This is a genomic window from Achromobacter maghribensis (assembly GCF_057334215.1).
Window position 1 is genome coordinate 89,082 of sequence record NZ_JBHFII010000055.1, and the last position, 12,231, is coordinate 101,312.

11 protein-coding genes are annotated in these 12,231 nt (G+C 62.8%); all 11 read left to right on the top strand.

The genetic code is table 11. The features are described from left to right. Window positions 1-83 precede the first annotated feature (83 nt). A complete protein-coding gene (gene hisS / locus ACE039_RS24165) occupies window positions 84-1,370 on the top strand; it encodes a histidine--tRNA ligase (RefSeq protein WP_485823542.1) in 1,287 nt (428 codons plus the stop codon). A 3-nt stretch (window positions 1,371-1,373) separates the two neighbouring features. Beyond that, window positions 1,374-2,012, top strand: coding sequence for a YfgM family protein (locus ACE039_RS24170; protein ID WP_105559766.1), 639 nt, complete (start codon window positions 1,374-1,376; stop codon window positions 2,010-2,012). 5 nt (window positions 2,013-2,017) lie between these two features. Continuing rightward, window positions 2,018-3,175 (top strand): outer membrane protein assembly factor BamB, encoded by a 1,158-nt coding sequence (bamB, locus tag ACE039_RS24175; protein WP_105559767.1) that lies wholly within the window; start codon window positions 2,018-2,020, stop codon window positions 3,173-3,175. 25 nt (window positions 3,176-3,200) lie between these two features. After that, complete coding sequence (der, locus tag ACE039_RS24180) at window positions 3,201-4,553, top strand: ribosome biogenesis GTPase Der (protein ID WP_105559768.1); 1,353 nt, start codon at window positions 3,201-3,203, stop codon at window positions 4,551-4,553. A gap of 3 nt (window positions 4,554-4,556) precedes the next feature. After that, window positions 4,557-5,630 carry a histidinol-phosphate transaminase gene (hisC, locus tag ACE039_RS24185; protein WP_448711384.1) on the top strand — a complete coding sequence of 358 codons (1,074 nt, stop codon included), beginning with the start codon at window positions 4,557-4,559 and terminating at the stop codon, window positions 5,628-5,630. A 158-nt stretch (window positions 5,631-5,788) separates the two neighbouring features. Beyond that, a complete protein-coding gene (gene hfq / locus ACE039_RS24190) occupies window positions 5,789-6,025 on the top strand; it encodes an RNA chaperone Hfq (RefSeq protein WP_006218585.1) in 237 nt (78 codons plus the stop codon). 84 nt (window positions 6,026-6,109) lie between these two features. Then, a complete protein-coding gene (gene hflX, locus ACE039_RS24195; protein ID WP_088590962.1) occupies window positions 6,110-7,216 on the top strand; it encodes a GTPase HflX in 1,107 nt (368 codons plus the stop codon). Then, a complete protein-coding gene (gene hflK, locus ACE039_RS24200) occupies window positions 7,182-8,486 on the top strand; it encodes an FtsH protease activity modulator HflK (RefSeq protein WP_105559770.1) in 1,305 nt (434 codons plus the stop codon). Before hflX ends, hflK begins: the two co-directional genes overlap by 35 nt. Before the next feature lie 18 nt (window positions 8,487-8,504). Then, window positions 8,505-9,407, top strand: coding sequence for a protease modulator HflC (hflC, locus tag ACE039_RS24205; protein WP_105559771.1), 903 nt, complete (start codon window positions 8,505-8,507; stop codon window positions 9,405-9,407). Window positions 9,408-9,671: 264 nt separating this feature from the next. Further along, the gene (locus tag ACE039_RS24210; protein WP_448711386.1) at window positions 9,672-10,829 is read left to right on the top strand and encodes an ATP phosphoribosyltransferase regulatory subunit; all 1,158 of its coding nucleotides are present in this window, start codon (window positions 9,672-9,674) and stop codon (window positions 10,827-10,829) included. A gap of 76 nt (window positions 10,830-10,905) precedes the next feature. Beyond that, complete coding sequence (locus ACE039_RS24215; protein ID WP_310033299.1) at window positions 10,906-12,201, top strand: adenylosuccinate synthase; 1,296 nt, start codon at window positions 10,906-10,908, stop codon at window positions 12,199-12,201. The last annotated feature ends 30 nt before the right edge of the window (window positions 12,202-12,231 follow it).

Consider the following 12,231-nt stretch of genomic DNA (forward strand, 5'->3'; position numbering starts at 1 on the left):
CCGTTACGGCGCCCTCGCCTCTCATTAAAAGAAAGGGTGTAGCCGCGGACGCGCCGGCAGGCGCGTGATGCGGCATGATCAAGATGACTCAAGCTTTCCAGAAAGTGGCCGCCATACGCGGCATGAATGACGTGTTGCCCGGGACGAGCGCCCGTTGGGAACAGTTCGAGGAAATCGTGCGCGGTTGGCTGCACGGCTATGGCTACCGCAATGTGCGTACGCCCGTGCTTGAGCATACGCGCCTGTTCACGCGCGGCATCGGCGAAGTGACCGACATCGTCGAAAAAGAGATGTACACGTTCACCGACGCGTTGAACGGCGAATCGCTGACGATGCGCCCCGAAATGACGGCCGGCATCGTGCGTGCCTCCATCGAGCACAACATGCTCTATGACCGTCCGCAGCGCGTCTACTCGATCGGCCCCGTGTTCCGCCACGAGCGCCCGCAGCGCGGCCGCTATCGTCAATTTCATCAGATCGACGTCGAGGCCCTGGGCTTCGCCGGTCCCGACGTGGATGCCGAACTGATCGTCATGCTGGCCCGCTTGTGGAAGCTGCTGGACCTGAAGGACGTGCGCCTGGAACTGAATTCGCTGGGCCAGCCCGCCGAACGCGCCGCGCACCGCGCCGCCCTGATCGAACACCTGGAAAAGCACCGCGACATCCTGGATGAAGACGGTCAGCGCCGCTTGTACACCAACCCGCTGCGCGTGCTGGACACCAAGAACCCCGCCATGCAGGAAATGGCCAACAGCGCGCCGCGCCTGTTCGATTTCCTTGGCGATGAATCCCGTGCGCACTTTGACGGCGTGTGCCAGCGCCTGACGGACGCCGGCATCGAATACAGCCTGAATCCGCGCCTGGTGCGCGGTCTTGATTATTACAACCTGACGGTGTTCGAGTGGGTCACCGACCGCCTGGGCTCTCAGGGCACGGTCTGCGGCGGCGGCCGCTACGACGGCCTGGTCGAACTCCTGGGCGGCAAGCACGCGCCCGCGGTCGGCTTCGCGATCGGCATGGAACGCCTGCTGGACCTCTGGGAACAAAACGTGCAACTGGAAGCGCCGGTCGAATGCGACGTCTATGTCGTGCACCAGGGCGAAGAGGCCCAGCGCCTGGCCGCCCGGGTCGGCGAAAACCTGCGTGACGCGGGCCTGTCGGTGATCGTGCATGCCGGTTCAGCCGGTTTCAAGTCCCAATTCAAGCGCGCGGATGCCAGCGGCGCCAGGGTTGCGGTTATTCTTGGCGCCGATGAGGTCGCGTCGCAGACCGCCAGCGTCAAATATTTGCGCGCGGACGCCCAGGGCGACGCCGCCCAGCAGCAGGTCCCGCTGACGGACCTGGCCGCGGTACTGAACAACAAGGGTTAAGGCATGGCATACGATCTCGAAGAACAGGAAAAACTGGACGCAATCAAGGCGTGGTGGGCCCGTTACGGCACGCTGATCGTCACGCTGTTTGCCGTCGTGGCGCTGGCGTGGGGCGGCTGGTGGGGCTGGAAGGCCTATGAGTCGCATCGTGCCAATCAAGCCATGGGCTACTTCGAAGCGCTGGAAGATGCGGCTCGCCTGGGTGGCGCCGATTCCTCGGTGCGCATCAAGACGGCCGCGGCCACGTTGCGCGAACAGTATCCGGCCACCGGCTACGCCGCGCGCGGCGCGCTCGTCGCGGCGCAAGCCCTGCAAGCCCAGAAAGACGAGGCCGGCGCCCGCGAGCAGCTCGAATGGCTGGCTGCGCAAGGCAAGAACCCCGCCATGCAATCCGTGGCGCGCCTGCGCCTGGCCGGCATGCTGCTGGATCAAAAGCAATATGACGCGGCGCTTGCGCAATTGAACAACCCGCCGGCCGCTTTCGCCGCCTTGTTCGCGGACCGCCGTGGCGATATCCTCGCTGCGCAAGGCAAGCGCGACGAAGCGCGTGCGGCATGGCAAAGCGCCATTGATGGCCTGGGCACGTCGAACCCGATGACCCAGGTTGTGCAATTGAAATTGGATGCCTTGAGCGGAGCGTGACTGTAATGCGTAAATTTGCACCTGGTCGTACGTGGCGTGGCGCCGTTTGCCTGGCAAGCTTGCTTGCATTGGGCGGATGCGGCTTGTTTTCGCACGATGACGGCCGCTACGATCCTGCGCCGCTGACCGAGTACAAGGCTGGCATGTCCGTGCACCAGGTCTGGTCGACGTCGATCGGCAGTGGATCCGGCCTGGGCTTTGCGCCCACGGTGCTGGGCAGCGCCGTCTACGCCGCCACGCCGGACGGCTCCGTGGGTAAGTTCGATCTGCAAAGCGGTCGTCCGCTCTGGAAGGCCAAGACCGACGGCAAGCTGTCGGCCGGCGCCGGCAGCGACGGCACCACCACCGCGGTTGCCTCTCCCGACGGCGACGTGATCGCCTTTGACGACAACGGCAAGGTGAAGTGGAAGGTCCGCGCCACCAGCGACGTCACGATCCCGCCCGTGGTCGGCTACGGCATCGTGGTCGTGCGCAGCGGCGACTACCGTATCCAGGCGTTCGACGCCAATAGCGGTGAACGCGTCTGGAACGTGCAGCGTCCCGGCCCGTCGCTGGCTTTGCGCAGCGTGTCGCAGATGGTTTTGGCTGAAGGCCTGGTCATCACCGGCCTGCCGGGCGGCAAGCTGATGGCGATCGCCTCCAACAGCGGCAATGTGCAGTGGGAAGGCACCGTGGCCACCCCCAAGGGCGCAAGCGACCTCGAACGCCTGACCGACGTCGTCGGCGTTCCGCGCATCGCCGGCAATCTCCTTTGCGCTGTCGCCTATCAAGGGCGTATCGTCTGCTTTGACGTCACCGCAGGTGGCCGTCCGTTGTGGGCCAAGGATTTTTCCAGCGTCAGCGGCTTGACGCTGGACGAGCGTTTCGCCTATTCAGCGGACCAGAACAGCGTCGTCAGCGCGTTTGCGCTGGATAATGGCGGCAACGTCTGGAAGCAGGCGGCCCTGAAAAACCGCCAAGTCACCGCACCGGCTATGCTGGGCGGTGCGCTGGCAGTGGGCGACCTGGAAGGTTACCTGCACTTCCTGTCGCGTAGTGATGGCAGCCTGATGGCACGGCTGTCCGTGGGTGGAGGCGCCGTCGTTTCGCCGCCGCAAACCACCCCCCAAGGTGTGCTGGTCCAGACGGGCAATGGCAATCTCGTCATGATCGGCGCCAACTAAAACCTATAGAACAAAGCCTTACACCGTGTCTTTCAAGCCTGTCGTTGCCCTGGTCGGTCGCCCCAATGTGGGGAAGTCGACCCTTTTCAACCGCCTGACGCGATCACGCGCCGCGTTGGTGGCCGATTTTTCCGGCCTGACCCGCGATCGCCATTACGGTGAGGGCAGGGTAGGCGAGATCCCGTTCATCGCTATCGATACCGGTGGTTTCGAACCCGTCGCCAAGGACGGCATTCTGCTGGAAATGGCCCGCCAGACGCGGCAGGCCATCGCCGAAGCGGACGTGGTGGTGTTCCTGGTGGATGCCCGTGCCGGCCTCAACGCGCACGATCACGAAATTGCCCAGTTGCTGCGCAAGTCCGGGCAACAGCGCGTGTTGCTGGCCGTGAACAAGGCCGAAGGCATGGGCTTGGGCCCGGCGATCTCCGAGTTCCACGAACTGGGATTGGGCCAGCCCTATCCGATTTCGGCCGCGCACGGCGACGGCATCGTCGACCTGATCGAATTGGCACTGAAAGACCTGGCCGAACCGCCCGCCGAGGACGAAATCGTCGAGGAAGGCGAACACGATCACCGCATCAAGCTGGCTATCGTGGGCCGCCCGAACGTCGGCAAGTCGACGCTCATCAACACGCTGATGGGCGAAGAACGCGTGATCGCGTTCGACTTGCCCGGCACCACCCGCGACGCCATCGAAATCGACTTCGATCGCGATGGCCGCCGCTACACGCTGATCGACACCGCCGGCCTGCGCAAGCGCGGCAAGGTGTTCGAAGCCGTCGAGAAGTTCTCCGTGATCAAGACGCTGCAGGCCATCGAGGCCAGCAACGTCGTGCTGCTGATGCTGGACGCGCACACCGAGATTTCCGAGCAGGACGCCCACATCGCGGGTTTCGTGCTGGAAACCGGCCGCGCCGTGGTGGTCGCGATCAACAAGTGGGATGGCCTGGATGGCGAAGAAAAGGAACGCATCGAGCGCGAATTCCAGCGCAAGCTGCGCTTCCTGTCGTTCGCCCGCATGCACACCATTTCGGCGTTGCGCGGACAGGGCATCAAGCCGCTCTTGAAGTCCATCAACTCGGCCCACGCCGCGGCGTTCGCCAAATTGTCCACGCCCAAACTGACGCGCGAGCTGCAAGCCGCCATCGAGCAGCAGCAACCGCCGCGCAAGGGTATTTTCCGTCCCAAGATGCGCTATGCGCACCAAGGCGGGCAGAACCCGCCGCTGGTCGTCATCCACGGCAATGCGCTGGACGCCATCCCGGATTCATATCGCCGCTATCTGGAAACGCGTTTCCGCAATGCGTTCGACCTGGCCGGCACGCCGTTGCGCATCGAATTCAAGTCTTCGCACAACCCCTACGCGCAGGAAAGCTGATCCATGAGCCGTTTCTGGAGTCCCGTGGTAGGGACGCTGAGTCCGTATGTCCCGGGCGAGCAGCCCAAGCTTCAGAACCTGATCAAGCTGAACACCAACGAGCACCCTTACGGCCCGTCGCCCAAGGTGCTCGACGCCATCCGCGCGGCGTGCGATGACACGCTCAAGCTATATCCAGACCCATCCTCGGACCGTCTTCGCCAGACGATCGCCAAAACGATGGGTGTGCAGCCGGGCCAGGTGTTCGTGGGCAACGGTTCCGACGAGGTGCTGGCGCATGTTTTCCTGGCACTGCTCAAGCACGAGCGTCCGCTGCGCTTCCCGGACATCACCTACAGTTTCTACCCGGTCTACTGCGGTCTGTACGGCATCGAATACGAAACCGTGCCCCTGACGGCAGACTTCCGCATCGACGTCGAAGACTACCTGCCTCGGGCCGACGGCCAGGCCGGCGCCATCATTTTCCCGAATCCCAATGCCCCCACCGGCCGCGCATTGAGCTTGGCCGAGGTCGAGCGCATCGTCGCCGGCAACCCCGACGCCGTCGTGGTCGTCGATGAAGCCTATGTGGACTTCGGCGGGGAGTCGGCGGTTGGGCTGGTCGCGCGCTACGACAATCTGCTCGTCGTGCAGACGCTATCCAAGTCGCGTTCGCTGGCCGGGTTGCGTGTGGGCTTCGCCGTAGGCAGCGCCGAGCTCATCGATGGGCTCGACCGCGTAAAGAACAGTTTCAACTCCTACCCCATCGATCGTCTCGCATCGGCCGGCGCAGTGGCGGCATTGGAAGATACAGAGTACTTTGAGAAGACTCGCCAAGCCGTGATCGAAACCCGGTCGCGGATGACGGCGGGCCTGGAGTCGCTGGGATTTGAGGTGTTGCCGTCGGCCGCGAATTTCGTGTTCGCGCGGCACCCCTCCAAAGATGCTTCGGGCCTCGCTGCCGCCTTGCGCGAGCGCAGCATCATCGTGCGTCATTTTCGTCATGCGCGCATCGATCAGTTTCTTCGCATTACCGTGGGCACGAACGAGCAAGTAGACGTGCTTTTGAAGGGGCTCGCAGAGGTCCTGCAAGCGTGATGGTCAGGGGCTTTTCAGCTTGAAAACTCTGGTGTCACTTTTGCTTCCTGGTCAAGTAGCACGGGCCGGGAAAACCCTGTAGAGTACGTATTTCGGTGTGCTCCACCAGTACAAAAAAGCACATCATCACTCAATAACAAACAAATGGAGCCTGGCCAATGAGCAATAAAGGGCAAACTCTGCAAGATCCGTTCCTGAACACGCTGCGCAAGGATCATGTGCCCGTGTCGATTTACTTGGTGAACGGTATCAAGCTTCAAGGGCAAATCGAATCTTTTGACCAGTACGTGGTGCTGCTGCGCAATACGGTTACGCAAATGGTCTACAAGCACGCCATTTCCACCGTTGTCCCCGCCCGCGCCGTGAATTTTCAGGTGGAAGTCCCTGCTGAGTAATCTCGCTCCAGCTGTACCTTTTTTTGCCCGCCAGACGGATGACGTCGGCGGGCATTTTCGCTTTGGCTCCAATATGGTGCATGTATGCGCGCTCTGATTATCAGCGTGGATCTGGGTGATCCGGACTTCACGGCCCATGCCGAGGAATTTGCCATGCTGGCCAAGGGCGCGGGCGCGGAAGTCGTCGGCACCTTGACCGCCCGGCGCGACCGGCCCGACGCCAAGTTCTTCATCGGCTCCGGCAAGGCGGACGAGGGCGTCGCGATGTCGCAAGCCTTGCTGGCCGACATCGTCCTGTTCGACCAGCCCTTGTCGCCCGCCCAGCAGCGCAATCTGGAACGCGTCTTCAATCTGCGCGTGGTGGACCGCGTTGCCCTCATCCTGGACATCTTCGCGCTGCGCGCCAAGAGCCATGAAGGCAAGTTGCAGGTCGAGCTTGCGCAGCTGCAGCACCTGTCCACGCGCCTGACGCGCATGTGGAGCCACTTGGAACGTCAACGCGGCGGTATTGGCATGCGCGGGCCGGGTGAATCGCAGCTTGAAATGGACCGACGCATGATCGGCGCCAAGGTCAAGACGCTGCGCGAGCGGCTGGACCGTGTTGAGCGCCAACGCGTGACCCAGCGCCGCGCGCGGGCCCGTGGCGGTGCGCTGTCGGTTTCGCTCGTGGGTTACACCAACGCCGGCAAGTCCACGTTGTTCAATGCCTTGACCCGGGCGGATACCTACGCCGCCGACCAGCTATTCGCGACACTCGATACGACCACGCGGCGAATTTGGATCGAGGGCGCCGGGAACGTTGTGATATCGGACACTGTCGGATTCATCCGTGACCTGCCTCATGACCTGATCGCGGCGTTTCGCGCGACGCTGGAAGAGACGGTGCACGCGGATCTGTTGCTGCACGTAGTCGATGCGGCCAGTCCGCAGCGCGACGAACAGATTTTCGAAGTGAATAAAGTCCTCGCTGAAATCGGTGCCTCCGCCGTTCCCACCATCCTGGTATACAACAAGATTGACCGGGCTGGATTGGAACCCCGGGTGGAGCGCGATGCACATGGTACGATTGCGCGAGTATTTGTAAGCGCCACCGAGCGCGCCGGTCTGGATGCGTTGCGCGGGGCAATTGCGGAGACCGGACAGATTGTGGGAAACAATGCCGCGAATTATCAAACTCTTCAATCTGAATGACCCTGGTTGGGGTCGTGGGAATAACAATGGCTCCGAGCCGCCGCCAAAGCGGCCTCAAGGCAATGGAGACGGCCCTCCCGACCTAGACGAGGTCTGGCGCGATTTCAATAATCGCATCGGATCCCTGTTCGGTCGCAAGGGCGGTGGCGGTGGCAATAACCGCCCCGGCAACCGTGGCGGCATGACGCCGCCTTCGCCACGCGGTGCGCGCATCGGCCTGGGCGTCATTGCCCTGGTCGCAGTGGGCATCTGGGCGGCCAGCGGCTTCTACATCGTGCAAGAAGGCCAGGTCGCGGTTGTGACCCAGTTCGGCAAATACAAGAGCACGTCGCAGGCCGGTTTCCAATGGCGCCTGCCGTACCCGATTCAAAGCCAGGAAATCGTCAACGTGTCGCAGCTGCGCACGTTTGAAGTCGGTTTCCGCGGTGGTTCGCGCAACAAGGTGCTGCCTGAAGCGCTGATGCTCACGACGGACGAGAACATCGTCGATATGCAGTTCGTCGTCCAGTATCGCCTGCGGGCGGACGGCGCGCCGGACTACCTCTTCATGACGCGCGATCCGGACGAATCCGTCCGCCAGGCCTCTGAAACGGCCATGCGCGAAGTCGTGGGCAAGCAGTCGATGGACTTCGTGCTGTACGAAGGCCGTACGATGGTCGCCACCCAGGTCCAGGCGCTGATGCAGCAGATCCTTGATCGCTACCAGAGCGGAGTCCAGGTCAGCACGGTTGCCATTCAGAACGTTCAGCCGCCCGAGCAGGTGCAAGCCGCCTTTGATGATGCCGTCAAGGCCGGTCAAGACCGCGAGCGCCAGATCAACGAAGGCCAGGCTTACGCCAACCAGGTCGTGCCGCTGGCCAGTGGCCAGGCTTCGCGCATGACCGAACAGGCCGAAGGCTACAAGGCCAAGGTCGTAGGCGATGCGCAGGGTAATACGTCGCGCTTCACCAGCATTCTGGGCGAATACGAGAAAGCGCCGCAGGTCATGCGCCAGCGCATGTACCTGGAAAGCATGCAGGACATCTTCACGCGCGCCAGCAAGGTCATGGTCGACACCAAGAGCAACAACAACATGTTGTACCTGCCCTTGGACAAGATCATGCATCTGGCTGCCCAAGATGGCAGCAAGTCCAGCGTTGGCAACCCGGGTTCGCCTGCGTTGATCAGTCCGCCGGTCCAGCCGCCGTTGCGTAGCGGCGCGGTTCCGGTGCCTCAGTCTTCCGGCAGCAGCAATAGCAACACGCTGCCCCGCGACCGTACGTCGCGCTAACCCGGAGGAGTCCTGATCATGCAACGTTTTATGCCCATCCTGGTCGGCCTGCTCATCGTGCTGGCCGCCCTGTCTTCCTGCGTCTTCGTCGTGCGCGAGCGCGACTACGCCCTGGTGTTCTCGCTGGGTGAAGTGCGCAAGACCATTAGTGAACCCGGCCTGTATTTCAAGGCCCCGCCGCCGTTCCAGAACGTCGTGACGCTAGACAAGCGCGTTCTGACCATCGAGACCAACGAAGCCGAGCGCATCCAGACTTCCGAAAAGAAGAACCTGCTGATCGATTCGTACGTCAAGTGGCGTATTGCCGACCCCCGTCAATACTACGTCTCGACGGGCGGCAACGAGCGCGTGGCGCAAGAGCGCCTGCAAGCGCTGATCCGCGACGCGCTGAACGCATCGGTCAACGTGCGCACGGTGCGCGACGTGGTCTCGACCGAACGCGACAAGATCATGGCCGAGATCCTGACCAACGTGGCCAAGCGCGCCGAGCCCCTGGGCGTGCAGATCGTCGACGTGCGTTTGCGCCGCATCGAATTTGCCCCGGAAATTTCGGAATCGGTGTATCGCCGTATGGAAGCGGAGCGTACGCGCGTCGCAAACGAGCTGCGTTCCATTGGTGCCGCCGAAGGCGAGAAGATCCGCGCCGAGGCAGACCGTCAACGCGAAGTGATCGTGGCCCAGGCGTACGCCAAGGCCCAAGGCATCATGGGCGAAGGCGATGCCGCCGCGGCATCGATCTACGCGCAGGCCTACGGCAAGAACCCGCAGTTCTACACGTACTACAAGAGCCTGGAAGCCTACCGCGCTTCGTTCTCGAAGCCGGGCGACGTGCTGGTGGTCGACCCCAGCTCCAGTTTCTTCCAGTTCATGAAGGACCCGGCGGGCGCAGCTTTGGCGCCGGTCACCGTGCCGGCCAAGTAAGGCGGCACGCGTAACCAAACGGAAAGCCCCTTGGAAATCCAAGGGGCTTTTTACTGGCGCGGCGCTTGGCCAAGCAGGGCGGGGCGGCAATAGGGGACAGCTTTGGCTGCCTGCAATCCTGGCTGGCGCGGCCCGCCGACTCATGTACAATACCGCGTAAGCTAGAAAACATTCCGCAGCGGCTGAGCGGGCTTACGCCCCCTCAGCCGCTTTTTCGTTTGGGCGACGCCCACGCATCACTTGGCGTTCTTCAGGTAAACATTCATGGGTAACTGGTTGCTGCCCGAGAGCCTTGCCGACGTACTTCCGGCAGAGGCCCGGCGCATCGAGGAACTGCGCCGCGAACTTCTCGATCTGTACCGTACTTACGGCTTCGAGCTGGTCGCGCCGCCCCTGGTCGAATACATCGATTCATTGCTGTCCGGTACCGGTAGCGATCTGGATCTGCGCACGTGCAAACTGGTCGACCAGTTGACCGGACGCACGCTGGGCGTGCGGGCGGACATGACTCCTCAGGTCACGCGCATTGACGCGCACTTGTTGAATCGCGCCGGCGTGACCCGCCTGTGCTATTGCGGCAGTGTGCTGCATGCCCGTCCGGCGGACTTGCTGTCCAGCCGCGAGCTGTTGCAGATCGGCGCCGAGATTTACGGTCATGCCGGTTTTGAAGCCGATCTGGAAATCATTCAGCTCGTGCTTGAAACGGTGGTGATCGCCGGGGTGCGCAACCCCCGTCTGGACTTGTGCCATTCGGGCGTGGTTCGCGCCATCCTGGAATCCGACCCCGCTGCCGTGGCAGTGTCGCAGGAGATCATCCGCCTGCTGCGCGAGAAAGACGTGCCGGGTCTGGGTGAGCTGGCCCAGCGCGCGCCGGGCATGCGGAATGAAACGTTGAAGGCGTTGCAGTTGCTGCCGACGCTGTATGGCGGGGCTGAAGTGCTGAAGGCGGCGCGTCGGGATCTGCCCCTGTTGCCGGGCGTCGCGGTGGCGCTGGATGCATTGCAGGTGGTGGTGGATGCGATGCCGAATGTCGCGTTCAGCGTTGATCTTGCCGATGTGGGCGGCTATGGCTACCACTCCGGCGTGAAGTTCGCGCTGTATGCGGAAGGCTGGCACGACGCGCTGGTCAGCGGTGGTCGCTATGACGACGTCAGCCGGGCCTTTGGCCGGGCGCGTCCGGCTACTGGTTTCAGTCTGGATTTACGCAAACTGGCGGCGGGTTTGCCGCCAGCGGAACGGGCGCGTGCGGTTCGCGCGCCTTGGGGGCAGGCCCCCGCTCTGACCGAGGCGGTTCGCCGCCTGCGCCGGTCAGGGGAGATTGTCGTTCAGGTATTGCCCGGTCACGAGCAGGATCAGGACGAATTCGTTTGCGATCGCGAGCTGGTGCTGCAAGATGGCGCCTGGACGGTCAGAACGCTGTGACTAACTCCCTCTTGGAAACAAGAGGGCCGCGGGGAGATTTCCGGATTTCCCGAGAAACTCGATATTGATTCGTAACATGAGCAAGAACGTAGTCGTAATCGGCACCCAATGGGGTGACGAGGGCAAAGGCAAGATCGTCGATTGGCTGGCGGAATCCGTCCAAGGCGTGGTCCGCTTCCAGGGCGGTCACAATGCCGGCCATACGCTGTGGATCAATGGCAAGAAGACGATTCTTCGCCTGATCCCGTCCGGCATCATGCATCCCGGCGTCACCTGCTTTATCGGCAACGGCGTCGTGCTGTCCCCGGAAGCCCTGCTCAAGGAAATCGAAGAGCTGGAGGCTGCCGGCCTGGATGTGCGCTCGCGCCTGCAGATTTCCGAAATCTGCCCGCTGATCCTGCCGTACCACGTGGCCATCGACAAGGCGCGCGAAGCGCGTAAGGGCGAGGGCAAGATCGGCACGACCGGTCGTGGAATCGGTCCGGCCTACGAGGACAAGGTTGCCCGCCGCGCGCTGCGCGTGCAGGACCTCTTCAATCCTTCGTTGTTCGACGAGAAGCTCGCCGAAGTGCTGGATTACCACAACTTCGTGCTGACCAAGTACCTTGGCGCCGAAGCGGTTTCCGCCAACGAAGTGCGCGATCAGGCCATGGCCCTGGCTCCGGCCATCGCACCGATGGTCAAGGACGTGTCCAGCAATCTGTACGCCATGCAGCAGGAAGGCAAGCGCCTTCTGTTTGAAGGCGCGCAGGGCGCTTTGCTGGACGTCGATCACGGCACGTACCCCTTCGTCACCAGCAGCAATTGCGTGGCTGGCGCGGCGTCGGCCGGTGCTGGCGTCGGTCCGCAGCAGTTGGACTACGTCCTGGGCATCACCAAGGCCTACACGACTCGCGTTGGCTCGGGTCCGTTCCCGACCGAACTGGTCGACGAGATCGGTACGCGTCTGGCCACGATCGGCAAGGAATTCGGTTCGGTCACCGGCCGTCCGCGCCGTTGCGGCTGGTTCGATGGCGCCGCGCTGAAGCGATCGGTTCGCCTGAATGGCATTTCCGGCCTTTGCATCACCAAGCTGGACGTGCTGGACGGTCTGGAAACCATCCAGTTGGGCGTGGGTTATCGCGTCAACGGTGAATTCCGCGACGTGCTGCCGTACGGCGCCCATGCTGTCGCGCAAGCGCAGCCGGTGCTGGAAGAGCTGCCGGGCTGGTCGGAATCGACCGTGGGCATCACCGAGTACGACAAGCTGCCCGAGGCCGCCCGTCGCTACCTGGAGCGCGTTGCCGAAGTCTGCGGTGTGCCGATCGACCTGGTGTCGACCGGTCCTGATCGCAATGAAACCATTGTCCTGCGTCACCCCCTGAAGGGCTGACATCGGGTTAATATTCCAAAGGCCGCCCCC